Source organism: Sphingobacterium athyrii (assembly GCF_003071065.1).
Lineage (GTDB): Bacteria > Bacteroidota > Bacteroidia > Sphingobacteriales > Sphingobacteriaceae > Sphingobacterium > Sphingobacterium athyrii.
The window spans coordinates 79,627-102,929 of the sequence record NZ_QCXX01000008.1; the positions used below are offsets into that span (position 1 = coordinate 79,627).

Consider the following 23,303-nt stretch of genomic DNA (forward strand, 5'->3'; position numbering starts at 1 on the left):
TTTATTTGACTTGCCTGCCCTTCCAATCGTATTTTCCAACATTCCCCAATATTCCGATATAAGCTAAGTATAGAATATGGGCCAGACTCAATATCGGGAGATACCAAAGCAAAGTAGTACGTTTCGCAAAATTGGTTAAGGGCTGAATAAACAAAAACTCAACTGTTATTTTAAGGAGCAATGCAAAGAGGACAACCCCTCCAAGTGTCTTCACTCCTGTGACCGTAAGAATTGCTGCCACCAGCAATAGCACATTGAACAGCCAAATAGCAATTCCCAAAGCAATGACACCTTTATTTTTATACTTGGTACTCTTGGATGCCCAACGTCTTCTTTGGCTAATAAATGACCCAAGATCAGGCTTGGCGTCCGTATACACAATAGCATCCTCTGATTTACAAAAAGCAATCCGTTCGGGATACTTCTCAGCCACCTTATGCAAAAATAACTCATCGTCCCCCGAAGCAAGCTCATCGATACCTTTAAACCCTCCCATTTGTTTAAATATATCTTTTCGATAAGCTAAATTTGCACCATTACAGGTCGTAGGTTTTCTATTACCAATACCCGCTGCACCAAGACCTATGAGATACAGGAATTCCAAGGTCTGTAGTCGTTCAAAAAAACTCTTTTCCTCCGAGTATACGACTGGAGAAGACAATAAATAAGCATCTTCCTTTTCAAAGGTCCCGATCACGGTAGCCAGCCAATTTGGTCCCATTCGGCAGTCTGCATCTGTCGTTATAATAATCTCCCCCTTACAGCAATCAATCGCCCTTGAGATCGCCAGCTTCTTATAGGAATTCATCCGACCATTCTCATTTAGCTGAATCAACTTGACTCCACTTTCGATATATTCTTTAACAATCGCGGAGGTATTGTCATCCGAGTGGTCATCAATAATAATAAGTTCAAGAAGTTCACTCGGAAAATTTTGATTTAATATGGATGCTATCGTTCTCCGGATATTTAATTCTTCATTGCGGGCTGCAATAATTACCGATACGGTTTTGGTAGAAATTAAGTTACTGTGAGGTGCCTGGATCGTAGCCCAACCTTTCCGCATCCATAATACGAGGATAGCGTACACACAGGCAAAACTGATCAATAAATAGCTAAGAATTTGTATCACCGAAAAAATTTATCTTAAAAACAAAAATAGAACCAAATATTGCAGGAAGAATTAAATTGACAAACCAAATACATGATACAATAGCCATCACCGCAATCTCCTGTGTTGTAATATAGCTATAAAGATTACTTGCCACAAAACTCCGCACACTAAAATCAAAAATATCCAAGGTAGGTAGTGCTGCCTGGACGAAAAAGAGGATAAAAATCATCAAGATCATGGATAAAAGAGGCAACTCAGGCAAAGTCAATTTCATCAAAATAATATATTGTGAGGTAAAAATGATGAATCTAGCCAATGAATTTAGCAAAACAATGCAGAGCTCACGTGCAGAATAATGTTCAAGGACTTCAAAAAAAGGCTTGATTTTCGTCAAAAACTTAATTCGACCCACAAGCATATCCACCCATCGCACATTAAAATACAATATCACAAACCCGACAGCATAAATAATAGCCAACAACCAAACCCCAAATTGAACAGATAATGGCGTAGATAAGAACTTACAGAGAAACCAGGCGATGCTCAGTGATCCTGCGACACTTGTCAGTACCAGTTGGGCAAATAACCCAACCCCCATGGCGACAGCTCCCTTAGCTCTATTTTGGGGTTTCAGAAATAACACCCTTCCACCATATTCGCCAATCCTATTCGGGGTAAAAATCGCCCATGTAAGTCCACAAAAAACGGATTGAAATGCCTTCCAAAAAGATATTCGCTCCAGTTTGGATGCAAGATAGCGCCATTTGACAACCTCCAGAAGCCAGTTTACAAGCATTAAAACAACAATTAAAATCAGCGTCCATACAACAGAATGTTGCTCCAATCCAGTGATTAGCGTCTTAAACTTATCGATATTGCTCTTATCAGACACCTTGGTAATAATATACCATGTCGCAAGTGCAAAAACCAGTATCTTTAATAAAAGACTGATGTATTTTTTTTGTCTCCCGGTCAACTTTTGATAATTAGAGAGCAATGTTACTAAATTTTGTCCAAATGATTAAGTTTTGTACACATCAATCCACTTATAAAGAGCAAAATTTGTAATATTGTACATGCAGAAGGAAAAGGCGAAAGAAAGAATCATTCTAGGGATAGACCCCGGTACGGTCGTGCTTGGATACGGAATTATTAGAGAAGTCGGCAATACCATATCCCTTATTTCAATGGGTGTGATCAAAATGGGGCATCTCGATGACCATGCCTTAAAACTGCAACGCATCTTCAAAAAGACCTCTGCATTAATGCAAGAATATAATCCGGATTGCGTTGCGCTAGAGTCACCCTTCTACGGCAAAAATATTCAAGTGATGCTCAAACTCGGGCGGGCGCAGGGCGTTGCCATGGCAGCAGCACTGGCACAGGATATTCCGATCTTTGAATATTCACCCAGAAAAATAAAGCAATCCGTCACCGGAAATGGAAATGCTACGAAAGAACAGGTTTCTGCCATGCTCAAAAACCTATTAAAGTTTGAAGAAACGCCCCAATTTCTAGATGCGACAGATGGGCTGGCCATTGCGGTCTGCCATTCATTTCAAAAAAACAGCAGCACTGGCAACGGAAAATCCTATTCAGGCTGGTCCTCTTTTATCAAAGACAATAAAGACCGAATCAAATAATTACATCTGCACCTGTCGAATCACATTTTTCACATTTAATTCGACAATATCAGTCATTGTCTTACATTTCAAGTAAGAATTATTTTGGTAAAACTCCGCATAACCTTCGCGCAGTTGTTTTATGTTTTCGGGCGTTGAAAGGATCTGAGTCTGCGAAGCGTCCCGAAGATCAGCAATGCGGTGCCGTTCGCTCCGCACCCTATGCACGATCGAAGAACGTTCCTCCTGTTGATATTGCTGCACCGTTTTTTCTGTCAAATGCTCCATGGCAAGCTTGACATATGGATAGTTCTCTTTAAAGAACTGTGGCATATATACTTTCGGATTTCCCTCATAAAACTGCTGGTCAAAATCAATGGCCCTGATCCTAAACTGAAAGTCATCGAAATCAGGTGTAATCTGCATAACAAAATTATAGGCACGCATATCTCCCAGCAGCGTGATAATACAACGTTCGTTAAACTTGACGAATTCCTTCGAAATCCGTGTCAGGTTGTAATCAGGCGTAAACATTCGGGTTTGCGAAAATATATCACCGGGAATACCAACAATATGCTCCTCAACCAAAGTGTCCTGATCCACCATATAGTTGACCTGATTGGGAGATAGTATTTCCTCAAGCTCTAAGCCGTATATCCGTGATGCATCTGCCTGCTTGATATAAAAATAATCGTAGACGTCATTCAGCCGGTTTACAATACGAATACGAAAAGGCCTCGTATTACCAAAACCGCAATACTCCACGCGGTCGATATATTTGTGCTGTACAATCCGTGTATTACCAGAAGCTTTGAGCTTAGCATAAATTACTTTTAACCCGTCATACAACTGATCAATGAGATATTGAGGATACAGTGGAGTTTCCCAAAAAGTATCATGACCAAATTTATCCATGACTGGTACCGTCTCTGTAAAATTCAATAGATCCTTATAACCAATGGGCAATTTCTCATCCCGTTGATATAACCTAAGATATTTATGGAGCCCTTCCCCTACCTCAAAAATCGGCTTCTTCCTCGAAATCTTTACATCTTGAACTTCTTCCATCTTTATTTTAGTATTGAGACCTTGCTCTGACATGCCCTACAGTTTACTTATTTTACCTTTGATCTTCGTAACACCGTATGAGATCCTTAATCACAGGATCCTCTTATTTCCACCCAACTTTAATAACAAGATAACGAAAGAATCCGATAACCTTACAATAAAATCACCTCTAAAACAATTATAAGCACTTTCAATCAAAAACATACAACATTATCAATATCAATAAGTATTTTTTATTAAATTTACATCTATAAACCGAAAATTCTTAGTAATTTTGAAATAAATTTAATTATTTTAGCAATTGGTCAGATTTTAATGTATGACCGATGAATGAAACACAAAACCCATTGTTAATGGAAAATCAATATGCAAACTATGATCTAGACAATTTGGATATCCAAATCCTGTCTATTCTAATGAACGATGCTTCTATTCCTTATACCGAGATTGCAAAAAAGCTAATCGTATCAGGTGGTACCATCCACGTTAGAATGAAGAAGATGGAAGAGTTAGGTATCATTAGAGGTTCAAATCTTATTATCAATCCCCAAAAAGTTGGATTTGACATCACTGCCTTTCTCGGTATTTATCTAGAAAAAGGTTCACAATATGCAGATGCGGTAGATAAGTTGAAAGAAATCAAAGAAGTGGTTGAGTTACATTATTGTACCGGCCAATACAGTATTTTTGCAAAAATTATCTGTAGGGACACTGTCCACCTCAGAAAAGTATTGAACGAAGATATCCAATCCGTGCCCGGAATTCAGCGTACAGAAACGATTATCTCCCTTGAAGAAAGTATTAAGCGTCAGATCAGCTTAGTCTAGTATAAAAAAAGCTTCCAACAGTTGGAAGCTTTTTTTATACTATCTCTTGTAGCATAGCCACATACAAATCTATTCCTTCCCGAATTTCATTAATATAAATAAATTCATCAGCCATATGCGATCTTGCACTGTCTCCGGGCCCCAGTTTCAAAGAAGGTACCGGAATAAGCGCCTGATCACTCATCGTCGGAGATCCATATAGCTTACGACCAAGTTTTATTCCTGCCTGAACGATAGGATGTTCCTCCGGAATAGCTGATGATTTCAAACGAGTAGATCGAGCCGAAACTTCCGAAGTAACATGAGATTTGATGATCGCCAGTGTTTCTTCATTTGTATAAGCATCAGTTGTCCGTACATCGACCACAAAACTACAATTGGCCGGCACTACATTATGTTGCGATCCTGCTTGAATCATTGTCACGGACATTTTTATCGGGCCTAAGGTAGTTGATGTTTTTTCAAAAGCATAGTCCTTAAACCACTGAATATCTTTAATTGCTTTATAAATAGCATTGTCACCCTCATTACGAGCAGCATGGCCCGCTACCCCTATTGCATTGCAGTCCAATACCATCAGACCTTTTTCGGCGACAGCTAAATCCAGCAGTGTCGGTTCGCCAACAATTGCAAAATCAATAGGTCCGATATCCTCCAGGACGGACTCAATCCCGTTTCTTCCCGATATTTCCTCCTCGGCACTCGCCACTAGACAAAAATTGTATTTTAAGTCCTTCTCGTCATAAAAATACAAGAAAGTGGCGATCAACGACACCAGACATCCGCCCGCATCGTTACTTCCTAAACCGTACAGTTTCCCGTCCTCCTCAGAAGGTGCCAATGGATCACGAGTATACCCCGGATTGGCTTTTACCGTATCATGGTGCGAATTAAGCAGAATAGTCGGTTTATCTAGTGCGTACTGTTTGTTGTATACCCAAACATTATTCCCCTTTCTAAAGGTTTTAATGAGCCTTTCTTTGAAAAATGCCTCAATCAGGTCAGCTGTCAGGACCTCCTCCCGACTTAAGGAAGAAAGCGCGATCAACTGTTTCAATAAAGCTAAGCTATCTTTGAATAAGCTCTCCTTATCCTTCATGATATAGTCCTCCTGCTTTATCGGCAGACAATTTTATTCCTTTGATAAATGCCGAACTAAAACCATGATGTTCCATTTCATTCAATCCAGCTATGGTACACCCTTTCGGTGAAGTTACCTTATCGATCTCGCCCTCAGGATGCGCATTCGTATGCAATAATAAATCTGCGGCACCTTTAGCCGTCTGCACAGCCATTTTTAAGGCATCATGTGCATGGAAACCAATCTCAACTCCACCCTGTGATGCCGCTCGTATAGCCCGTAAGAAAAAAGCTATTCCACAGGCACACAAGGCTGTTGCCGAAGTCATCAGATCTTCATTTATAATGACTACCGAACCAACGGTCTCAAACATCTTTTCTACCTCAGCTAGACTACCTTCCGAAGCATTATCACTCGCAATACAAGTCATCGACTGAGCGATGGCAATAGCCGTATTTGGCATCGCACGTACGACCGTCGCATCATCACCCAATACGGCTCTCAGGTCAGCACAGGAAACACCAGATACAATGGAAACAAAAATCTGGTTTTTCTTATCTATTTCGGGAGCGACTTCAACCAATACCTTTTTTAGCTGCTGCGGTAATATGGCGAATACAATAATATCAGCACCTTTAACAGCAGCTTTATTATCATTACTTACCGAAAATCCCTGGCTTGCTTCCTCAGCCAAAGCATTCAGATTTCTGCGGGTCAATGTAATATCGGCAGCACTGGCGAACTCGCTTTTAACAAGCCCTTTCGCCAAGGAAAGACCGATATTGCCACTTCCGATGATAGTGACCTTTTTCATAGTTGGGTTTAGATTAGATTACATGATTATTTTAATGTCAAACAGGTACCGAACTGCCCCTGTTGAAACAAGTGCAAATTATTGGCATGACCAATATATACCTCCTGAACACCTTTATTTATCGCATTAAATGCATTTTGCAATTTTGGAATCATACCATCATTGACAATGCCCGATTCTTTAAGATATTCAAATTCATCAGATTTAATCGTTGGTATCACCGAATTTTCATCGGTCACATCACGTAATACTCCATTTTTCTCGAAGCAGTAAACCAACGAAGTCTCATACAGGGACGACAAAGAGACCGCTAAAGAAGATGCAATGGTATCCGCATTGGTATTGAGCAGCTGCCCTAAACCATTATGCGTAATGGCAGAGAATACCGGAACAAAGCCTGCTTCCAGGAATTTTTTTATTGCCAATGTATTCACAGAATCATGCAATAAATCTCCAACAAAACCATAGTCAATATCTTTGACAGGTCTCTTTATAGCCTTAATTACATCACCATCAGCCCCTGTCAAGCCAACAGCATCACATTTTAGTTTTTGTAATTTGGCAACGATGGTCTTATTTGTCAATCCAGCATACACCATCGTCACAATACGCAGCATATTTTCATCTGTCACTCTGCGGCCATCAACCATTTGCGCTTGTAGACCAAGCTCACTTGCAAGACGTGTCGCAATTTTGCCACCGCCATGCACGAGGATTTTCTTCCCTGACAGTGCGGAAAATTTCTCTAAAAAAGAATCTAAAAGACCCTCATCGTCGATAATATTTCCTCCAATTTTTATAATATTTAATACACTATTAGCCATTACGCAACTTTTCCCAAATAAAAATAGTTTCTCAATAATCAAAAGACCGATCTTAGACTAGATCTTCCAGCATTCGTTTTAAAACAACCTGTGCCGCCCAGACACGATTACTTGCTTCCTTAATCACCAAGGAGTTTGGTCCATCTAAAATCTCGGATGATAATTCCAAATCCCGTCTTACCGGTAAGCAATGCATGACCTTCGCGTCATTCGTCAAAGACAACTTCTCGTTATCCATCATCCAATCCTCGTCAACGGTATATACCTCGCCATACTCCTGATAGGATGACCAGTTTTTCACATAAACAAAATCAGCATCTTTCAGGCTTTCATTTAGATTTGTTGAAATTGTCGCTCCCTTCGTAAAATCCTTACTGAGTTCATAGCCCATAGGTTGCGCGATGGTAAAATCGACAAGTCCTTCCGCTTGCGCCTGACACATCCATTCCGCAAAAGAATTCGGTACAGCCTGTGGTAAAGCTTTCACATGCGGAGCCCAAGCCAATACAACTTTTGGTTTCGCTGTCTTCTTATGTTCGGTGATCGTAATGATATCCGTTAAACTTTGTAATGGATGGCGTGTTGCACTTTCAAGCGAAACAACAGGTACACCACAATATTTAATAAATTTGTTGAATAGATCCTCACTGTAATCTTCTTCCCGATCTTTTAACTTCGGAAAAGACCGTAAGCCAAGGATATCACAATATTCACCCATGACGGCTGCTGCCTCACGGATATGTTCAACAGTGCTGCCGTTCATCACGACACCATCCTGTGTCTCCAACGCCCAGCCATCCTTGTCCATGTTCATAACCATGACATTCATACCCAAGTTCATCGCCGCTTTTTGAGTACTCAAACGTGTACGTAAACTAGGATTTAAAAACACAAGACCCAAGGTTCTATGCTTACCAAGATCTTGGTTAGCATAAGGTGCCGCTTTTAGCGCCAACGCCTCTTGGACAACGTCTGCTACACTGGATACGTCTTTTACAGAGAAAAACTTTTTCATCTATATAAATCATTTATGCGAGTCTTTTCTAGGACACAATGCATTGTGCTACCCGCTTTGTTTATTTATGCTGAAGAAACAATTCAGATAGGTTCCCCCTTACACGGAGAAGTCACCCTTATTATTTCATCTAATTATCGTTAAGCGACTACAACCGCCTTTATATGTTCTTTTAATGCCAATAAAAATTGATCAGCATGTTCTTTGGTAATATTCAATGCTGGAAGCAATCGAATAACGTAAGGTTTAGCTTCCCCAGTAAAAATACGATTCTTTAACAAAAGATCTTTCTTTACATGTGCCAAAGATGCTGGAAGCTCGATTCCGATCATCAATCCACGGCCCCTTACTTCTACGATCTCTTCAATTTTCTTTAATTCGTCAATGAGATACTGTCCTACAGCATTCGCATTCTCCATCAAACGATCCTGTTGAATCACCTCCAAAACAGCCAAAGCCGCTGCACAGGCCAAATGGTTGCCACCAAAGGTTGTCCCTAAACTACCGTGGGAAGCTTTAAACTTAGGAGAGATACTTATTGCCCCGATAGGAAAACCATTTCCCATCCCTTTGGCCATGGTATAGATATCCGCGTCTACTCCAGAATAATCCTGTGCATAGAACAAACCTGTCCGACCATAGCCACATTGCACCTCATCAGCAATAAATACGGCATTATATTGGTCGCAAAGTGAGCGGATCAATTGAAGAAAAGTAACAGACGCTTCCCTAATTCCACCAACACCTTGGATACTTTCAATAATAACAGAGGAAATTTCCGTGCCATAAGCTGAAAATGCATCCTTTAGTGCTTCCTCATCATTGAACGGAAGAAAAACGACGTTGTCAGTCTCATTGACAGGCGCAACAATACTTGGATTGTCGGTCGCAGCCACAGCCAGCGATGTTCTACCATGAAACGATTTAGAGAACGCGATTACTTTTTTTCTCTTATTATAGAAAGAAGCAAGCTTCAAAGCATTTTCATTCGCTTCGGCCCCAGAATTACAAAGGAATAAGTCATAATCAACCTTACCAGATACTTCGCCAAGCAATCGCGCAAGTTCACGCTGAATTGGAATTTCAACAGAATTAGAATAGAATCCGATACGATTCAACTGCTCTGTAATACGTTGTACATAATGTGGATGCGTGTGTCCGATCGATATCACGGCATGGCCACCATACAAGTCCAAATAAGCATTTCCTTCGGCATCCCACACCGTAGATCCATTAGCTTTAACTATGTTAATGGGATTAATGGGATAAACATCAAATGGTTTCATCTTAATGAATTATAGATTGATAAACGAAATAGCTAGTAATAGAAAAAGCTATCAGATTTTAGCATTACAAATATATCAGTTATAACGGTAGGAATGGTCATAAAATAAAAAAAGTCCTCTTAAAAAGAGGACTTTTTTTTATTTGTAACGGGATCAATATTATTCTCCGTCAACTTTTTCTTCACCTTCTACTTCAGCTTTTACCTCTGTAGGAGCTTCGGTCTCAGCAGGAGCAGCAGCTTTTTTAGCACCGCCACGACGACGAGTAGCTTTTTTCTCAGCAGCAGCTTTTTTACCGTAGATTTCGTTGTAATCAACAAGCTCGATGAAAGCCATTTCCGCGTTATCACCTAAACGGTTTTCCATTTTGATGATACGAGTGTAACCACCTGGACGGTTAGCTACTTTTTCAGAAATTTCGCGGAACAAGATAGAAACTGCGTCTTTATCTTTCAAATAAGCGAATACTGTACGACGAGAGTGTGTTGTGTCGTTTTTAGATTTAGTAATCAAAGGCTCTACATACGTACGCAATGCTTTAGCTTTAGCCAAAGTAGTTGTGATACGTTTGTGTAGGATTAATGATGTCGCCATGTTAGCCAACATTGCTTTTCTATGGCTATCCGTACGGCCTAAGTGATTTACTTTTTTTCCGTGTCTCATTTTGATTTTATTATACTATATATACCGTTCTTGTTTTATATAAATTGCTAAACTTTTCAAAGGCAACTGCCCATCTCGTCCAGCAATCAGCTTCAAGAGGAATTACATATAGTGGTCGCTTAATAAATTATTATTCTTCGTCTAATTTATATTTTGCCAAGTTCATTCCGAATGATAAACCTTTGGATTTAACCAATTCCTGAATTTCACTTAACGATTTTTTACCGAAGTTTCTGAATTTCAACATATCAGCTACGTCGTAAGTTACCAACTCAGCTAATGTACGAATATCAGCAGCTTTCAAACAATTCAATGCACGCACTGAAAGGTCAAGGTCTACCAATTCTGTTTTCAAAATCTTACGCATGTGCAAGATTTCTTCATCGACGACTTTAGTTTCCTCTTTTGTTTGCGACTCAAGCAGCATATTCTCATCAGAGAATAAGATAAAGTGTTGAATTAAGATCTTAGCAGCCTCTTTTAAAGCTTCTTCGGGGTGAATTGAGCCATCTGTAGAGATATCCAACAACAATTTCTCGTAGTCAGTTTTTTGCTCTACACGGTAATTCTCAATGGTATATTTAACATTCTTGATCGGAGTAAAGATCGAATCGATAGCGATAACACCTACCGGCGCATCAGTCACTTTATTCTCATCTGCATTTACATATCCACGACCTTTAGCAATACTCAATTCCAATTCAATTGTCACTGCGTTATCCATGTTACAGATTACCAAGTCTGGATTTAAGACAGTAAAGTTATTAGAGAATTTTGTGATATCACCAGCTAAGAATTGTTCTTGACCATTGATTACTACAAATACCTTTTCGTTGTCGCCAATCTCACCTGTTTTTTTGAAACGGATCTGTTTCAAGTTCAAGATAATTTCAGTTACGTCTTCAACAACACCTTTGATCGTTGAAAATTCGTGCGAAACGCCAGAAAACCTTATCGACGTAATTGCATATCCTTCTAACGAGGACAATAGAATACGGCGCAAAGCATTACCAATGGTTACACCAAAACCAGGCTCCAATGGACGAAATTCAAACGTACCATCAAAATCCGTAGATTTCTGCATGATAACTTTATCCGGTCTTTGAAATGCTAAAATTGCCATTTATTTTCTTTTAATGTTTTATTTGTAATAATAATTGTAATACAACAGAAAGATGCATACCCCAAAACTGGACTATGCATACTTCTATTTTATTTATTATTTAGAGTATAACTCAACGATTAAGTTCTCTTTAATGTTTTCAGGAATATCAGATCTTTCCGGATAGCTTAAGAAAGTACCTGTTAATTCTTTCGCATTCCACTCTAACCAAGAAAATTTATTTACAGTACGACCTGCAACTGAATTAGTGATGGCTTCAAGCGTTTGAGAACGTTCACGAACTGCTACAACGTCACCTGGACGCAAGCTATATGATGGAATGTTAACAACACTTCCGTTAACAGTAATGTGTTTATGAGATACTAACTGACGAGCAGCAGCACGAGAAGTAGCAATACCTAAGCGGTAAACTACGTTATCCAAGCGAGCTTCTAATAATTTCAAGAAGATCTCACCTGTAATACCTTGTTTAGAGGAAGCTTTAACAAATAAGTTAGCGAATTGACGCTCTAATACACCATAAGTGTATTTTGCTTTTTGTTTTTCTAACAACTGAATAGCATATTCAGATTGTTTACCTCTGCGTTTAGAAGCTCCGTGTTGTCCAGGAGGGTAATTTTTCTTTTCTAACGCTTTATCAGGGCCGAAGATCGGCTCTCTAAATTTACGGGCAATTTTGGACTTAGGTCCTGTATATCTAGCCATTTTCTTTTACAATTAAAGTATCTATCAGCCTATAGCCGATGAATCTTATCTTTAAATTAATTAAACTCTTCTGCGTTTTGGAGGACGACAACCGTTGTGAGGAAGTGGTGTGATATCTTTAATAGTAGTCACATCGATTCCTACAGTTTGTAATGTTCTGATTGCAGATTCGCGACCAGCACCAGGTCCTTTAACAAACACTTCAACTTTGCGTAAACCCAAGTCATGAGCAACTTTTCCACAGTCTTGCGCAGCTTGACCAGCAGCATATGGAGTATTCTTTTTTGAACCACGGAAACCCATTTTACCGGCACTAGACCAAGAAATAGTTTGTCCTTGATTATTAGTCAAAGTTACAATGATATTGTTAAACGTTGCGTTAATGTGAGCCTGACCTATAGGTTCAATAACAACGATACGCTTTTTTGCAGCTTTTTTAGTTTTAGCCATTTCTTATTTATTATTTAGTAGCTTTTTTCTTGTTTGCAACTGTCTTACGTTTACCTTTACGAGTACGTGAGTTGTTTTTAGTACGTTGACCACGAACTGGTAAGTGTTTACGGTGACGCAATCCACGGTAACAACCGATATCCATTAAACGTTTGATGTTCAATTGGATTTCTGAACGCAATGAACCTTCTACTTTCAATTCATCATTGATGATGCTACGAATTGCTGCCAATTGCTCATCATTCCACTCTTGTACCTTCACATCTTCGCTGATACCAGCTTTTTCCAAGATATATTGAGCTCTTGTACGACCGATACCAAAAATATAGGTAAGGCCGATCACACCTCTTTTGTTTTTAGGTAAATCAATACCTGCTATCCTTGCCATATAATATTAAGCTATTATTTTTAATGAATTAACCCTGACGTTGTTTAAACTTCGGGTTCTTTTTGTTGATTACAAAAACTTTACCTTTACGACGGATGATCTTACAGTCCGCGCTACGTTTTTTTATTGATGCTCTTACTTTCATGATATTTATTTTTTCAAAAGCTTGTGCTAATTAAAAGGATTACGACTATTTATAGCGGTAAGTAATCCTCCCCTTAGTCAAATCATACGGAGACATTTCCAATTTAACTTTATCCCCAGGTAAAATTTTGATATAGTGCATACGCATTTTACCAGAAATATGGGCAATGATTTCATGTCCATTTTCCAATTCTACCCTAAACATAGCATTAGAAAGTGCCTCTCTAATTATACCGTCTTGTTCTATTGAGGCTTGTTTAGCCATATATTCTCGATTAAATTTAATTTAAAAGCCTGCGAACAGGAGTGCAAAGATAAATAAAAATAATTGAAAACCAACTACTTTTTGTTCAAAACTTTCTCTACATGTTCGAATGTCAGCAACACATCTGGTTCACCTTTTCGGATGGCAACCATCTGTTCGAAGTGCGCCGATAACTTCCCATCTACTGTACTTACTGTCCAACCATCGTCCCAAAAACGAACACCTGCCCGTCCCGCATTGATCATCGGCTCGATACAAATAACCAAACCTTCTTCCAACTTCGGGCCTGCACCACGTTTTCCATAATTTGGAACTTCTGGTTTTTCATGTAAATGATATCCAACGCCATGTCCGACCAGTTCGCGCACAATTCCGAAACCGAACTTGCTCACGTACTCTTGGACCGCAGAGGAAATATCCCCAACACGTTTACCGGCCACAGCCTGTTCAACACCTTTGTACAATGATTCCTTTGTGACATCCAACAACAATTGAGCTTCCTCAGAAATCTCACCGACACCGAAAGTGTAAGCTGAATCACTGATAAAACCGTTCAAATTGACACCCCCGTCGACTGAAACAAGATCACCATCTTTAATTTCATAATCGCTCGGAAAACCATGTACAATCTGATCGTTGACAGAGATACACAAAGAGTATGGAAATCCATGATAATTTAAGAACGCTGGCGTACCGCCATTATCATGAATATACTCATAAGCTAATTTATCAAGAGATATAGTTTTTACCCCAGGCTTAATCACTTTTGCGATTTCACCAAGCAATTGCGAAAGCACATCTGCTGACTTCCGCAATTGCTCTATATCATCTGCTGACTTATAAAATACTTTAGACATCTAAAGAAATTAAATTGCCGAATGATCCATTCCCTCAACAGACGCGGCCGAACGACCTTTAATACGACCTGTTTTCATCAATCCATCGTAATGACGCATCAATAAATGAGATTCGATCTGTTGCAAAGTATCCAACACCACACCTACTAAAATCAATAAGGACGTACCTCCGTAGAAGTGTGCAAATTGATTATTAATACCAAACAAACTTGCAATAGCAGGTAGAATAGCAATAATCGCTAAGAAAATTGCACCTGGAAATGTAATATTTGATATTACGCGGTCTATAAAATTACTAGTTTCCAATCCCGGTTTAATACCCGGAACAAAACCTCCGTTTTTCTTCATGTCATCTGACATCTGTTGCGGATTCACCATGATCGCTGTATAGAAGAACGTAAATGCGATAATTAACACCGCAAAAGTCACGTTGTACGCTACAGAAGTATAGTTACTCAACGAAGTCAAAAATTCCGACTGAAGATTTGGGAAGAACTGTCCTAAACTCATTGGCACAAACATGATCGCCTGTGCAAAAATGATCGGCATTACACCTGCAGCATTTACCTTTAACGGTATATACTGACGTACTCCACCGACTTGCTTGTTTCCGACAATTTTCTTCGCGTATTGCACAGGAATCTTACGAACTCCCTGTACGATCAAGATCGTAAAGATCACGACGAAGAACAAAGCCACAAATTCAAGCAACAATGGAATTGGACCACCACCACCTTTCGCCATTCTAGAAACCCATTCCGCAGTGATACCACTTGGCAATTGAGCGATAATACCAGTCATGATGATCAAAGAAATACCATTACCGATACCTTTATCCGTAATTTTTTCTCCTAACCACATCACAAATAAAGTACCGCCTGTCAAAACTATGGCAGTCAGAATAGTGAACAATGGGTCTGCGATTGTTTTAGCACTTGGCTCGATCTGAGTACGTACATAAGCAAAAGCCTGAAGCAAAGTAATCCCTAATGTTAAATAGCGAGTAATCTGATTCATTTTTTGACGACCACTTTCCCCTTCTTTCTGCATCTTTTGGAAGTAAGGAACCGCGATGCCCAGCAATTGAACAACAATGGATGCCGAAATATATGGCATTACCCCTAAAGCAAAGATAGCCGAACGAGAGAATGATCCCCCCGCAAACATATCCAGTAAGCCCAATAAACCCTCTTTTTGACCGGAAGCCAAAGCCTGAGGATTTACACCTGGTAATACCACGTGACATCCAATACGGTAAATCAAAAGAAAAAGTAAGGTATTTAGAATACGCGTACGTAAATCATCGATTTTCCAAATATTGGTTAAGGTTGTGATTAGTTTCTTCATTTATTAAATTTTAACGATAGAACCGCCTGCAGCTTCAATAGCTTTTTGAGCAGAAGCAGTAAACGCGTGCGCTGTTACTTCAACTTTAGCTTTCAATTCACCGCGGCCCAAGATTTTTACTTTGTCATTTTTAGACACTAATCCATGAGCTTTCAATGCATCGAAATCTACAGCTGTCAAATTGAATTTCTCGATCAACGTTTGCAAAGTATCCAAGTTTACACCATTGTACTCTACGCGGTTGATGTTTTTGAAACCAAATTTAGGCACACGACGTTGCAAAGGCATTTGACCACCTTCGAAACCGATTTTCGTAGAGTGACCTGAACGAGAACCAGCACCTTTGTGACCACGTGTAGAAGTACCACCACGACCAGAACCAGTACCACGGCCAATACGTTTGCTACTTTTTACTGCACCTTTTGCAGGTTTTAAATTACTTAAGTTCATTTTTAAACTAAATTGTGCTAGCCCTTCGCTCTCACTAAACAGGTACTAGCGATTAAAAAATAATTATTATTAATAACAAGTAATGGAAAGAGCCCAAAGACCCCTTCCATATGCTAATATTAAATAGTTTCGATAGCTACTAAATGGTTTACTTTACGTACCATTCCAATGATTGATGGAGTAGCTTCAACTTCTACTGAGTGGTTGATTCTTTTCAAACCCAATGCCTCAATAGTTTTCTTTTGGCGCTCGCTTCTGTCGATAACGCTCTTTATCTGGGTGATTTTGATTTTTGCCATGATAATTAACCGTTAAATACTTTATTCAAATCGACACCGCGGTGCTGTGCCACTGTATATGCATCACGCATGTTTGCTAAGGCAGTTACAGTTGCTTTTACCACGTTGTGTGGGTTAGAAGAACCTAATGATTTAGCCAATACGTCTTTGATACCAGCAGACTCCAATACTGCACGCATTGCACCACCTGCCAAAACTCCTGTACCACCAACAGCTGGTTTAATCAAAACTGAACCACCAGAATATTTACCATATTGTGCGTGAGGAACAGTACCTTTGATTACAGGAACTTTCACTAAATTTTTCTTTGCGTCGTCGATACCTTTAGTGATTGCTTCAGTTACCTCTTTAGCTTTACCTAAACCGTAACCAACAATACCGTTTTCATCACCTACTACAACAATTGCAGAGAAGCTGAAAGTACGACCACCTTTAGTAACTTTAGCTACACGTTGGATACTTACTAAGCGATCTTTTAATTCAATTTCGCTTGATTTTACTCTTTTTATATTGCTTAATGCCATTTCTTTCTATGATTAAAAGTCTAAACCGCCTTCGCGAGCACCTTCAGCCAAAGATTTGATACGGCCATGGTATAAGTACCCATTACGGTCAAAAACTACTTTATTAATACCTGCTGCTACTGCTTTTTCAGCAACCAATTTACCTACAGCTTTAGATTGATCAACTTTGTTACCGGATGCAACAAATTCTTTTGACAAGCTAGATGCAGCAACTAATGTTTTACCTGCATTGTCATCAATGATTTGCGCATAGATACCTTTGTTACTTCTAAAAACCGATAAACGTGGACGTTCAGACGTTCCAGCAAGGTTTTTTCTGATTCCTTTTTTGATTCTCTCTCTACGAGATGCTTTTTGTCCTGCCATGATTATTATTTTTTAGCTGATTTACCTGCTTTTCTTCTCAATACTTCACCTTCAAACTTGATACCTTTTCCTTTGTAAGGTTCTGGTTTACGGAAGCCACGGATTTTTGCCGCTACCTGACCGATCAATTGTTTGTCAGCACATTCTAAAGTGATTGTAGGGTTTTTACCTTTTTCAGCAGTAGTTGATACTTTAACCTCTTTTGGCAATACAAAAACAATCTGGTGAGAGAAACCTAAAGTTAACTCTAATACATTACCTGTACTTGTGGCACGGTAACCTACACCGACTAACTCTTGAGTAGTTTTGTAACCTTCAGTCACACCTTGAACCATGTTGTTCAACAGGGAACGGTATAGACCGTGTAATGCTTTGTGTTTCTTTTGATCAGTTGGACGTGTTACGACGATATTGCCATCTTCTTGAGCAATCGTGATGTCACGGTCAACCTGTTGTGTTAATTCGCCTTTAGGACCTTTTACTGAAACTAAGTTTTTGTCCGAAATAGTAACAGTTACCCCAGCAGGGATAGCGATAGGCGCTTTTCCAATTCTTGACATTTCTTTGTGTTTTTACCTAGATTAATAAACGTAACATAAAACTTCACCACCAACATTTTGAAGTCTAGCTTCTTTATCTGTCATAACACCTTTCGATGTTGACAAGATAGCAATACCTAAACCATTCAAAACACGAGGCATAGTATCAACGCTTGCATACTTTCTTAAACCAGGTTTACTCACACGTGTCAACGTACGAATAGCCGGAATTTTGCTAATTGGATTATATTTCAATGCGATTTTGATCGTACCCTGTACGCCATTCTCATCGAATTTGTAATTAGCAATGTAACCTTTGTCAAAAAGAACTTTAGTGATTTCTTTTTTAAGGTTCGATGCAGGAATTTCAACAACCCTGTGGTTGGCCTTGATGGCATTCCTTACTCGTGTAAGGTAATCCGCAATTGGATCTGTAGTCATTATATATGAAATTTGCGACAGCGGTTTCCCTCCCAACCATTGGTATGAGACCTGCTATCTGTTAAACAATTTTAAATGCAAAAACCCGGCAATCCTAAGTAGAATTGCCCGGGCAAAATTAAGTATTTTTTTTTAATTACCAAGAAGCTTTTTTCACCCCTGGGATCTTGCCATCCAAAGCCATCTCACGGAAAGTTACACGGGAGATACCGAATTGACGCATATATCCTTTAGGACGGCCAGTCAATTTACAACGGTTGTGTAAACGTACCGGAGAAGCATTTTTAGGTAATTTATCTAATGCAACGTAATCGCCAGCAGCTTTTAATTCTGCACGTTTTGCCGCATATTTAGCTACCAATTTAGCGCGTTTTACTTCGCGTGCTTTTAATCCTTCTTTAGCCATTGTTATTAGTATTTTGATTTTTAAATGGTAAACCGAATTGTTTCAACAATTCTAAAGCTTCAACATCATTTTGAGCAGAAGTCACAAAAGTGATATCCATACCTTGGATCTTGTTGATTTTATCAATGTTGATCTCAGGGAAAATGATTTGTTCAGTGATACCTAAGTTATAGTTACCACGTCCGTCAAAACCTTTATCGTTGATACCGCGGAAGTCACGAATACGTGGAAGCGATACTGCTACCAAACGATCCAAGAATTCGAACATGTTGTTGTCACGTAAAGTAACACGTGCCCCTACAGGCATACCTTTACGTAATTTAAAGTTTGAAATATCTTTTTTCGATTTTGTAGCAACGGCTTGTTGACCTGTAATTAAAGTCAATTCAGCGATAGCGTTATCGATTAATTTTTTGTCAGCTGTTGCAGCTCCTACGCCTTGTGAAACAACGATTTTCTCAAGTTTAGGAACCTGCATAATACTTTTATACTGAAATTTTTCTTGAAGTGCTTTACGGATTTCCTCCGCATATTTCACTTTTAATCTTGGTACGTAAGTCATTATTTAATTTCCTCCCCTGATTTTTTAGCGTAACGAACTAATTTACCATCTGCATTTAACTTACGGCCTACACGGGTAGTTTCACCTGTTTTAGGATCGATAACAGCTAAATTAGAGATGTTAATACCAGCTTCTTTCTCAATGATACCACCATTAGGATTAGCTGCACTTGGTTTAGTGTGTTTTTTTACGATGTTAGCGCCTTCAACGATAGCTCTATTTTTATCCACTAAAACAGTTAATACTTTTCCTTGAACACCTTTAGAGTTACCAGCGATAACTTTCACTAAATCACCTTTTTTAATTTTGATTTTGTGCGTAGTCGTTTTTGTTTTCTTGATTGCCATAATTATAAAACCTCCGGTGCTAGTGATACAATTTTCATGAACTGTTTCTCACGCAATTCTCTGGCAACAGGGCCAAAGATACGTGAGCCACGTGGCTCATCATTATTATTTAATAATACAGCGGCGTTGTCATCAAAACGGATATAAGAACCATCTTTACGACGGATTTCTTTTTTCGTTCTAACGACTACTGCTTTAGAAACGGAACCTTTTTTCACGTTTCCTGAAGGCATAGCGCTTTTCACCGATACAACAATCTTATCTCCGATTGATGCATAACGCTTACGCGTACCGCCCAATACACGGATTACTAAAACTTCTTTAGCACCGCTATTGTCAGCTACATTAAGTCTTGATTCTTGTTGTACCATGTTATTTAGCTCTTTCTATAATTTCAACTAATCTCCAGTTTTTTGTTTTACTCAGCGGACGAGTTTCCATAATTAATACCGTGTCGCCGATACCGCAGGTATTAGTTTCGTCATGAGCTTTAAATTTAGTAGTTTTTTTAACGAACTTACCATAGATAGGGTGTTTTACTTTACGTTCAACAGCCACTACAATAGACTTGTCCATTTTGTTGCTAACTACTAAGCCGATTCTTGTTTTTCTTAAATTTCTTTCCATTTCGACTTTAAATTTTACGCCTCAGAGGCTGTTTCGTTTTTAGCTGCAGCTTTGCGTGCACTGATTTCTGTGCTGATACGAGCGATAGCTCTGCGTGCTGCCTTGATCACGTTAGGGTTCTCAATAGCTGAAACAGCATGTGCAAATTTCAATTTCGTAAGGGCTGTTTTCTCCTCTACAAGACGAGCTGCTAAGTCCTCATTAGATAATTCTAAAATTTCTGAATTTTTCATGTTTTTTCAGTTGTTATTTGGGGTATCATCCGTTTATATGTAGCGTTAGGAGTAACGGCCCTAACGCTTAAATGATGACATTACCAAGATTTTTATGCTTCAACGTAGTCTCTACGAATCACAAACTTAGTTTGAACCGGAAGTTTTTGAGCTGCAAGGCGTAAAGCTTCTTTGGCAATTTCCAAAGGCACACCTTCTGCTTCAAATAACATACGGCCTGGGCGTACTACTGCTACCCAGTATTCTGGAGCACCCTTACCTTTACCCATACGTACCTCTGCAGGTTTTTTCGTAACAGGTTTGTCAGGGAAAATACGAATCCAAACTTGACCTTCACGTTTCATATAACGTGTAACCGCAATACGAGCTGCCTCGATTTGACGACTAGTGATCCATGCTTGCTCCATTGTTTTGATACCGAAAGAACCGAAAGCTAACTCCGCTCCACGAGAAGCGTTACCTTTCATGCGGCCTTTCTGCATCTTTCTGAACTTCGTTCTTTTTGGCTGTAACATGTTCGTATACTTTTTAAATCTGCTTCTTCAGCAGGTTTTTGTTGTAATCTAAATAAACTCTATTAATCTTTTTTCGGACCACGGTTATTTCCACCACGGTTGTTTCCACCACGGCTGTTTCCACCGCGACCACCTTTGTTACGGTTGTCACGACGTTCGCCACCACCTTCGTGGTTGCCACGTGATTTTACACCAGATGCTTGACCAATGTTTGGAGATAAGTCACGTTTACCGTAAACCTCACCTTTACAGATCCAAACTTTGATACCGATTTTACCGTATGTAGTCAATGCTTCAGCTAAAGCGTAGTCGATATCAGCACGCAATGTGTGTAAAGGAGTTCTTCCTTCTTTGTATTGTTCAGTACGTGCCATTTCAGCACCACCTAAACGACCGGAACACATGATTTTGATACCTTCTGCACCCATACGCATGGTAGAAGCGATTGAAGTTTTCATTGCACGACGGAATGAAATACGCGCCTCTAATTGCTTAGCGACACCTTCAGCTACTAACTTAGCATCTAACTCAGGGCGTTTGATCTCGAAAATGTTGATTTGAACATCCTTTTTAGTCAGTTTTTTCAACTCTTCTTTGATCTTGTCAACTTCTTGACCACCTTTTCCGATAACGATACCTGGACGAGCAGTGTGAATTGTAACAGTGATACGTTTTAAAGTTCTTTCGATAACAACTTTAGCTACACCACCTTTTGCAATACGAACAGAAAGATATTTTCTGATTTTTTCGTCTTCAACTAATTTATCGGAATAGTTTTTACCTCCGAACCAGTTAGAATCCCAACCTTTGATGATTCCTAATCTGCTACCTATTGGATTTGCTTTTTGTCCCATTTCTCAATAAATTAGTTTTGTTCAACGTTTAATTTGCTATCAACTACCAACGTAACGTGATTTGAACGTTTACGAACTCTGTATCCGCGACCTTGAGGAGCCGGACGCAATCTTTTCAATTGACGACCACCACCTACTGATACTTCTTTTACAATAAGTTCGCTTTCTTCCACTGATTTACCTTCGTTTTTGGCTTCCCAGTTTTTGATTGCAGATAATAATAATTTTTCTACACGAGCAGCAGCTTCTTTACTAGAGTGTTTCAAAATGTATAATGCATTTTCAACACGCTGGCCACGAATTAAGTCTACCACTAAACGCATCTTACGAGGCGAAGTAGGGCAGTTCAATAATTTGGCATCCGAAGCTCCACCTTGTTGAGCTTTCTCTTGCTCTTTGCGTTGTCTAATTAAGACAGACTTTTTAAGTTTTTTTGTTGCTTCCATTACCTATTATTTTTTCTTTTCTGCGTGGCCTCTGAATGTACGCGTAGGCGCGAATTCACCAAGCTTGTGACCTACCATATTTTCTGTTACATAAACAGGGATAAATTTATTCCCGTTGTGCACTGCGAAGGTATGGCCAACAAAATCAGGTGAAATCATTGATCTACGAGACCATGTTTTGATAACTGACTTTTTGTTAGTTTCATTCATAGAAAGAACTTTTCTTTCTAAGTTGTGATCGATATAAGGACCTTTTTTAATTGAACGAGCCATTATTTTTTCCTTCTCTCAATGATGTAACGATTCGATGTTTTCTTCTTGTAACGTGTTTTGAAGCCTTTAGCTAATACACCTGTACGTGAGCGTGGGTGACCTCCTGAAGTACGGCCTTCACCACCACCCATTGGGTGATCTACTGGGTTCATCGCAACACCACGAACTCTTGGACGACGACCTAACCAACGTTTGCGACCTGCTTTACCTAACACTTGGTTAGATCTCTCATGGTTCGATACCGAACCAATTGTAGCAACACAAGTCAATAAGATCATACGTGTTTCGCCTGAAGGCAATTTGATGATGGCATATTTACCATCACGAGCAGACAATTGAGCATAAGTACCAGCCGAACGAGCAATTGAACCACCTTGACCAGGATTTAATTCAATGTTGTGGATGATAGAACCCAATGGAATGTTTGCTAATGGTAATGTATTACCAACTTCTGGGGCAACTTTATCACCTGCAACTACAGTTTGACCAACTTGTAAACCAGCTGGAGCAATGATGTAGCGTTTTTCACCATCAGCGTAGTGCAACAATGCAATACGAGCAGTACGGTTTGGATCGTACTCAATAGTAGCTACTTTTGCAGGGATATCTTTTTTATCGCGTTTGAAATCAATTAATCGGTATACTTTTTTATGTCCCCCACCGAGATAACGCATAGTCATTTTACCGGAGTTATTACGACCACCTGATTTCTTGTTGATTTTTACTACTAACGATTTTTCAGGAACGTTTGTAGTAATATCAGAATAATCTGCGCCTATTCTGAAACGAGTACCAGGGGTTACCGGTTTGAATCTTTTAACTGCCATC

General features: G+C 39.3%; 36 protein-coding genes. 2 read left to right on the forward strand and 34 right to left on the reverse strand.

Features of this window, described 5'->3' with window-relative positions; genetic code table 11:
• Position 1 precedes the first annotated feature (1 nt).
• Positions 2-1,132: a glycosyltransferase gene (locus DCO56_RS23635; protein WP_245935909.1), complete on the reverse strand. Its 1,131-nt coding sequence runs from the start codon at positions 1,130-1,132 to the stop codon at positions 2-4.
• Positions 1,116-2,090 carry a lysylphosphatidylglycerol synthase domain-containing protein gene (locus DCO56_RS23640; RefSeq protein ID WP_108636185.1) on the reverse strand — a complete coding sequence of 325 codons (975 nt, stop codon included), beginning with the start codon at positions 2,088-2,090 and terminating at the stop codon, positions 1,116-1,118. The genes DCO56_RS23635 and DCO56_RS23640 overlap by 17 nt, the downstream gene beginning before the upstream one ends.
• A 100-nt stretch (positions 2,091-2,190) precedes the next feature.
• Here DCO56_RS23640 and ruvC point away from each other — a divergent pair, with 100 nt between their 5' ends.
• A complete protein-coding gene (gene ruvC, locus DCO56_RS23645) occupies positions 2,191-2,757 on the forward strand; it encodes a crossover junction endodeoxyribonuclease RuvC (protein ID WP_108636186.1) in 567 nt (188 codons plus the stop codon).
• Here ruvC and DCO56_RS23650 read toward each other — a convergent pair whose 3' ends face one another.
• The gene (locus DCO56_RS23650) at positions 2,758-3,837 is read right to left on the reverse strand and encodes a hypothetical protein (RefSeq protein ID WP_241254904.1); all 1,080 of its coding nucleotides are present in this window, start codon (positions 3,835-3,837) and stop codon (positions 2,758-2,760) included.
• A gap of 320 nt (positions 3,838-4,157) precedes the next feature.
• Between DCO56_RS23650 and DCO56_RS23655 the strand changes: the two genes are divergently transcribed.
• Positions 4,158-4,631, forward strand: coding sequence for an Lrp/AsnC ligand binding domain-containing protein (locus tag DCO56_RS23655; RefSeq protein WP_046674894.1), 474 nt, complete (start codon positions 4,158-4,160; stop codon positions 4,629-4,631).
• A gap of 34 nt (positions 4,632-4,665) precedes the next feature.
• Here DCO56_RS23655 and DCO56_RS23660 read toward each other — a convergent pair whose 3' ends face one another.
• The 31 genes from DCO56_RS23660 to rplB form a co-directional block, all read right to left on the reverse strand.
• On the reverse strand, positions 4,666-5,730 hold the full coding sequence (locus DCO56_RS23660; RefSeq protein ID WP_108636187.1) for a M20 family metallo-hydrolase: 1,065 nt from the start codon (positions 5,728-5,730) through the stop codon (positions 4,666-4,668).
• A complete protein-coding gene (gene proC, locus DCO56_RS23665; protein ID WP_108636188.1) occupies positions 5,720-6,526 on the reverse strand; it encodes a pyrroline-5-carboxylate reductase in 807 nt (268 codons plus the stop codon). The genes DCO56_RS23660 and proC overlap by 11 nt, the downstream gene beginning before the upstream one ends.
• 26 nt (positions 6,527-6,552) lie before the next feature.
• Entirely contained in the window at positions 6,553-7,350 is a 798-nt protein-coding gene (argB, locus tag DCO56_RS23670; RefSeq protein ID WP_108636189.1) for an acetylglutamate kinase, read from the reverse strand.
• A gap of 52 nt (positions 7,351-7,402) precedes the next feature.
• The gene (locus DCO56_RS23675; RefSeq protein WP_108636190.1) at positions 7,403-8,365 is read right to left on the reverse strand and encodes a Rossmann-fold NAD(P)-binding domain-containing protein; all 963 of its coding nucleotides are present in this window, start codon (positions 8,363-8,365) and stop codon (positions 7,403-7,405) included.
• 140 nt (positions 8,366-8,505) lie between these two features.
• Positions 8,506-9,651 (reverse strand): aspartate aminotransferase family protein, encoded by a 1,146-nt coding sequence (locus DCO56_RS23680; RefSeq protein ID WP_108636191.1) that lies wholly within the window; start codon positions 9,649-9,651, stop codon positions 8,506-8,508.
• Positions 9,652-9,810: 159 nt separating this feature from the next.
• Positions 9,811-10,314 carry a 50S ribosomal protein L17 gene (rplQ, locus tag DCO56_RS23685; protein WP_108636192.1) on the reverse strand — a complete coding sequence of 168 codons (504 nt, stop codon included), beginning with the start codon at positions 10,312-10,314 and terminating at the stop codon, positions 9,811-9,813.
• A gap of 130 nt (positions 10,315-10,444) precedes the next feature.
• Positions 10,445-11,437 carry a DNA-directed RNA polymerase subunit alpha gene (locus DCO56_RS23690; RefSeq protein WP_077438111.1) on the reverse strand — a complete coding sequence of 331 codons (993 nt, stop codon included), beginning with the start codon at positions 11,435-11,437 and terminating at the stop codon, positions 10,445-10,447.
• A 96-nt stretch (positions 11,438-11,533) separates the two neighbouring features.
• Entirely contained in the window at positions 11,534-12,142 is a 609-nt protein-coding gene (gene rpsD / locus DCO56_RS23695) for a 30S ribosomal protein S4 (protein ID WP_108636193.1), read from the reverse strand.
• 60 nt (positions 12,143-12,202) lie between these two features.
• A complete protein-coding gene (rpsK, locus tag DCO56_RS23700) occupies positions 12,203-12,592 on the reverse strand; it encodes a 30S ribosomal protein S11 (protein WP_108636194.1) in 390 nt (129 codons plus the stop codon).
• Between the two features lie 10 nt (positions 12,593-12,602).
• Positions 12,603-12,980 carry a 30S ribosomal protein S13 gene (rpsM, locus tag DCO56_RS23705; protein WP_108636195.1) on the reverse strand — a complete coding sequence of 126 codons (378 nt, stop codon included), beginning with the start codon at positions 12,978-12,980 and terminating at the stop codon, positions 12,603-12,605.
• A gap of 28 nt (positions 12,981-13,008) precedes the next feature.
• Positions 13,009-13,125 carry a type B 50S ribosomal protein L36 gene (ykgO, locus tag DCO56_RS23710; RefSeq protein ID WP_013665024.1) on the reverse strand — a complete coding sequence of 39 codons (117 nt, stop codon included), beginning with the start codon at positions 13,123-13,125 and terminating at the stop codon, positions 13,009-13,011.
• 45 nt (positions 13,126-13,170) lie between these two features.
• Complete coding sequence (infA, locus tag DCO56_RS23715) at positions 13,171-13,389, reverse strand: translation initiation factor IF-1 (protein ID WP_002997456.1); 219 nt, start codon at positions 13,387-13,389, stop codon at positions 13,171-13,173.
• A gap of 74 nt (positions 13,390-13,463) precedes the next feature.
• Entirely contained in the window at positions 13,464-14,246 is a 783-nt protein-coding gene (map, locus tag DCO56_RS23720) for a type I methionyl aminopeptidase (protein WP_104385207.1), read from the reverse strand.
• 9 nt (positions 14,247-14,255) lie between these two features.
• Positions 14,256-15,593 (reverse strand): preprotein translocase subunit SecY, encoded by a 1,338-nt coding sequence (gene secY / locus DCO56_RS23725; RefSeq protein ID WP_108636196.1) that lies wholly within the window; start codon positions 15,591-15,593, stop codon positions 14,256-14,258.
• A 3-nt stretch (positions 15,594-15,596) separates the two neighbouring features.
• Positions 15,597-16,043, reverse strand: a complete 447-nt coding sequence (rplO, locus tag DCO56_RS23730; protein WP_108636197.1) for a 50S ribosomal protein L15 — start codon at positions 16,041-16,043, stop codon at positions 15,597-15,599.
• A gap of 119 nt (positions 16,044-16,162) precedes the next feature.
• Positions 16,163-16,342: a 50S ribosomal protein L30 gene (gene rpmD / locus DCO56_RS23735; RefSeq protein ID WP_046674880.1), complete on the reverse strand. Its 180-nt coding sequence runs from the start codon at positions 16,340-16,342 to the stop codon at positions 16,163-16,165.
• A 5-nt stretch (positions 16,343-16,347) separates the two neighbouring features.
• Positions 16,348-16,866, reverse strand: a complete 519-nt coding sequence (rpsE, locus tag DCO56_RS23740; protein ID WP_104385209.1) for a 30S ribosomal protein S5 — start codon at positions 16,864-16,866, stop codon at positions 16,348-16,350.
• Positions 16,867-16,878: 12 nt separating this feature from the next.
• Positions 16,879-17,232, reverse strand: coding sequence for a 50S ribosomal protein L18 (gene rplR, locus DCO56_RS23745; RefSeq protein ID WP_088160091.1), 354 nt, complete (start codon positions 17,230-17,232; stop codon positions 16,879-16,881).
• A gap of 5 nt (positions 17,233-17,237) precedes the next feature.
• Positions 17,238-17,792 (reverse strand): 50S ribosomal protein L6, encoded by a 555-nt coding sequence (gene rplF / locus DCO56_RS23750; RefSeq protein WP_108636198.1) that lies wholly within the window; start codon positions 17,790-17,792, stop codon positions 17,238-17,240.
• A gap of 21 nt (positions 17,793-17,813) precedes the next feature.
• Positions 17,814-18,212, reverse strand: coding sequence for a 30S ribosomal protein S8 (rpsH, locus tag DCO56_RS23755; protein ID WP_046674876.1), 399 nt, complete (start codon positions 18,210-18,212; stop codon positions 17,814-17,816).
• A gap of 136 nt (positions 18,213-18,348) precedes the next feature.
• The gene (gene rpsN / locus DCO56_RS23760; RefSeq protein WP_028071569.1) at positions 18,349-18,618 is read right to left on the reverse strand and encodes a 30S ribosomal protein S14; all 270 of its coding nucleotides are present in this window, start codon (positions 18,616-18,618) and stop codon (positions 18,349-18,351) included.
• Complete coding sequence (rplE, locus tag DCO56_RS23765; RefSeq protein WP_046674875.1) at positions 18,611-19,180, reverse strand: 50S ribosomal protein L5; 570 nt, start codon at positions 19,178-19,180, stop codon at positions 18,611-18,613. The genes rpsN and rplE overlap by 8 nt, the downstream gene beginning before the upstream one ends.
• Positions 19,180-19,527, reverse strand: a complete 348-nt coding sequence (rplX, locus tag DCO56_RS23770; protein WP_108636199.1) for a 50S ribosomal protein L24 — start codon at positions 19,525-19,527, stop codon at positions 19,180-19,182. Before rplX ends, rplE begins: the two co-directional genes overlap by 1 nt.
• 2 nt (positions 19,528-19,529) lie before the next feature.
• Positions 19,530-19,898 (reverse strand): 50S ribosomal protein L14, encoded by a 369-nt coding sequence (gene rplN, locus DCO56_RS23775; RefSeq protein WP_104385212.1) that lies wholly within the window; start codon positions 19,896-19,898, stop codon positions 19,530-19,532.
• 1 nt (position 19,899) lies between these two features.
• The gene (rpsQ, locus tag DCO56_RS23780) at positions 19,900-20,154 is read right to left on the reverse strand and encodes a 30S ribosomal protein S17 (protein WP_028071573.1); all 255 of its coding nucleotides are present in this window, start codon (positions 20,152-20,154) and stop codon (positions 19,900-19,902) included.
• Positions 20,155-20,168: 14 nt separating this feature from the next.
• Positions 20,169-20,387 (reverse strand): 50S ribosomal protein L29, encoded by a 219-nt coding sequence (gene rpmC / locus DCO56_RS23785; protein WP_108636200.1) that lies wholly within the window; start codon positions 20,385-20,387, stop codon positions 20,169-20,171.
• A 92-nt stretch (positions 20,388-20,479) separates the two neighbouring features.
• Positions 20,480-20,902, reverse strand: a complete 423-nt coding sequence (gene rplP, locus DCO56_RS23790) for a 50S ribosomal protein L16 (RefSeq protein WP_046674870.1) — start codon at positions 20,900-20,902, stop codon at positions 20,480-20,482.
• Between the two features lie 62 nt (positions 20,903-20,964).
• Entirely contained in the window at positions 20,965-21,756 is a 792-nt protein-coding gene (gene rpsC / locus DCO56_RS23795; RefSeq protein WP_108636201.1) for a 30S ribosomal protein S3, read from the reverse strand.
• Positions 21,757-21,767: 11 nt separating this feature from the next.
• Positions 21,768-22,202 (reverse strand): 50S ribosomal protein L22, encoded by a 435-nt coding sequence (gene rplV, locus DCO56_RS23800; protein WP_077438121.1) that lies wholly within the window; start codon positions 22,200-22,202, stop codon positions 21,768-21,770.
• A 6-nt stretch (positions 22,203-22,208) separates the two neighbouring features.
• A complete protein-coding gene (gene rpsS / locus DCO56_RS23805) occupies positions 22,209-22,475 on the reverse strand; it encodes a 30S ribosomal protein S19 (protein WP_002997495.1) in 267 nt (88 codons plus the stop codon).
• Entirely contained in the window at positions 22,475-23,302 is an 828-nt protein-coding gene (gene rplB / locus DCO56_RS23810; RefSeq protein ID WP_108636202.1) for a 50S ribosomal protein L2, read from the reverse strand. The genes rpsS and rplB overlap by 1 nt, the downstream gene beginning before the upstream one ends.
• Between the last annotated feature and the right edge of the window lies 1 nt (position 23,303).

What these genes read in the sequence shown, in the direction of transcription:
- infA (WP_002997456.1), bottom strand. Translation starts at nt 13,389, where the DNA reads ATGGCTAAACAAGCCTCAATAGAACAAGACGGTATAATTAGAGAGGCA.
- rplE (WP_046674875.1), bottom strand. Translation starts at nt 19,180, where the DNA reads ATGACTTACGTACCAAGATTAAAAGTGAAATATGCGGAGGAAATCCGT.
- rplQ (WP_108636192.1), bottom strand. Translation starts at nt 10,314, where the DNA reads ATGAGACACGGAAAAAAAGTAAATCACTTAGGCCGTACGGATAGCCAT.
- map (WP_104385207.1), bottom strand. Translation starts at nt 14,246, where the DNA reads ATGTCTAAAGTATTTTATAAGTCAGCAGATGATATAGAGCAATTGCGG.
- rplB (WP_108636202.1), bottom strand. Translation starts at nt 23,302, where the DNA reads ATGGCAGTTAAAAGATTCAAACCGGTAACCCCTGGTACTCGTTTCAGA.
- DCO56_RS23660 (WP_108636187.1), bottom strand. Translation starts at nt 5,730, where the DNA reads ATGAAGGATAAGGAGAGCTTATTCAAAGATAGCTTAGCTTTATTGAAA.
- proC (WP_108636188.1), bottom strand. Translation starts at nt 6,526, where the DNA reads ATGAAAAAGGTCACTATCATCGGAAGTGGCAATATCGGTCTTTCCTTG.
- rpsD (WP_108636193.1), bottom strand. Translation starts at nt 12,142, where the DNA reads ATGGCTAGATATACAGGACCTAAGTCCAAAATTGCCCGTAAATTTAGA.
- rpmC (WP_108636200.1), bottom strand. Translation starts at nt 20,387, where the DNA reads ATGAAAAATTCAGAAATTTTAGAATTATCTAATGAGGACTTAGCAGCT.
- rplF (WP_108636198.1), bottom strand. Translation starts at nt 17,792, where the DNA reads ATGTCAAGAATTGGAAAAGCGCCTATCGCTATCCCTGCTGGGGTAACT.
- rpsK (WP_108636194.1), bottom strand. Translation starts at nt 12,592, where the DNA reads ATGGCTAAAACTAAAAAAGCTGCAAAAAAGCGTATCGTTGTTATTGAA.
- rplO (WP_108636197.1), bottom strand. Translation starts at nt 16,043, where the DNA reads ATGAACTTAAGTAATTTAAAACCTGCAAAAGGTGCAGTAAAAAGTAGC.
- ykgO (WP_013665024.1), bottom strand. Translation starts at nt 13,125, where the DNA reads ATGAAAGTAAGAGCATCAATAAAAAAACGTAGCGCGGACTGTAAGATC.
- rpsH (WP_046674876.1), bottom strand. Translation starts at nt 18,212, where the DNA reads ATGACTACAGATCCAATTGCGGATTACCTTACACGAGTAAGGAATGCC.
- rpsN (WP_028071569.1), bottom strand. Translation starts at nt 18,618, where the DNA reads ATGGCTAAAGAAGGATTAAAAGCACGCGAAGTAAAACGCGCTAAATTG.
- DCO56_RS23680 (WP_108636191.1), bottom strand. Translation starts at nt 9,651, where the DNA reads ATGAAACCATTTGATGTTTATCCCATTAATCCCATTAACATAGTTAAA.
- rplP (WP_046674870.1), bottom strand. Translation starts at nt 20,902, where the DNA reads ATGTTACAGCCAAAAAGAACGAAGTTCAGAAAGATGCAGAAAGGCCGC.
- rpsC (WP_108636201.1), bottom strand. Translation starts at nt 21,756, where the DNA reads ATGGGACAAAAAGCAAATCCAATAGGTAGCAGATTAGGAATCATCAAA.
- DCO56_RS23655 (WP_046674894.1), top strand. Translation starts at nt 4,158, where the DNA reads ATGGAAAATCAATATGCAAACTATGATCTAGACAATTTGGATATCCAA.
- argB (WP_108636189.1), bottom strand. Translation starts at nt 7,350, where the DNA reads ATGGCTAATAGTGTATTAAATATTATAAAAATTGGAGGAAATATTATC.
- rplV (WP_077438121.1), bottom strand. Translation starts at nt 22,202, where the DNA reads ATGGAAGCAACAAAAAAACTTAAAAAGTCTGTCTTAATTAGACAACGC.
- rpmD (WP_046674880.1), bottom strand. Translation starts at nt 16,342, where the DNA reads ATGGCAAAAATCAAAATCACCCAGATAAAGAGCGTTATCGACAGAAGC.
- rpsE (WP_104385209.1), bottom strand. Translation starts at nt 16,866, where the DNA reads ATGGCATTAAGCAATATAAAAAGAGTAAAATCAAGCGAAATTGAATTA.
- rplN (WP_104385212.1), bottom strand. Translation starts at nt 19,898, where the DNA reads ATGGTACAACAAGAATCAAGACTTAATGTAGCTGACAATAGCGGTGCT.
- secY (WP_108636196.1), bottom strand. Translation starts at nt 15,593, where the DNA reads ATGAAGAAACTAATCACAACCTTAACCAATATTTGGAAAATCGATGAT.
- DCO56_RS23650 (WP_241254904.1), bottom strand. Translation starts at nt 3,837, where the DNA reads ATGTCAGAGCAAGGTCTCAATACTAAAATAAAGATGGAAGAAGTTCAA.
- rpsS (WP_002997495.1), bottom strand. Translation starts at nt 22,475, where the DNA reads ATGGCTCGTTCAATTAAAAAAGGTCCTTATATCGATCACAACTTAGAA.
- DCO56_RS23690 (WP_077438111.1), bottom strand. Translation starts at nt 11,437, where the DNA reads ATGGCAATTTTAGCATTTCAAAGACCGGATAAAGTTATCATGCAGAAA.
- rpsQ (WP_028071573.1), bottom strand. Translation starts at nt 20,154, where the DNA reads ATGGAAAGAAATTTAAGAAAAACAAGAATCGGCTTAGTAGTTAGCAAC.
- rplR (WP_088160091.1), bottom strand. Translation starts at nt 17,232, where the DNA reads ATGGCAGGACAAAAAGCATCTCGTAGAGAGAGAATCAAAAAAGGAATC.
- DCO56_RS23675 (WP_108636190.1), bottom strand. Translation starts at nt 8,365, where the DNA reads ATGAAAAAGTTTTTCTCTGTAAAAGACGTATCCAGTGTAGCAGACGTT.
- rpsM (WP_108636195.1), bottom strand. Translation starts at nt 12,980, where the DNA reads ATGGCAAGGATAGCAGGTATTGATTTACCTAAAAACAAAAGAGGTGTG.
- rplX (WP_108636199.1), bottom strand. Translation starts at nt 19,527, where the DNA reads ATGGCAATCAAGAAAACAAAAACGACTACGCACAAAATCAAAATTAAA.
- ruvC (WP_108636186.1), top strand. Translation starts at nt 2,191, where the DNA reads ATGCAGAAGGAAAAGGCGAAAGAAAGAATCATTCTAGGGATAGACCCC.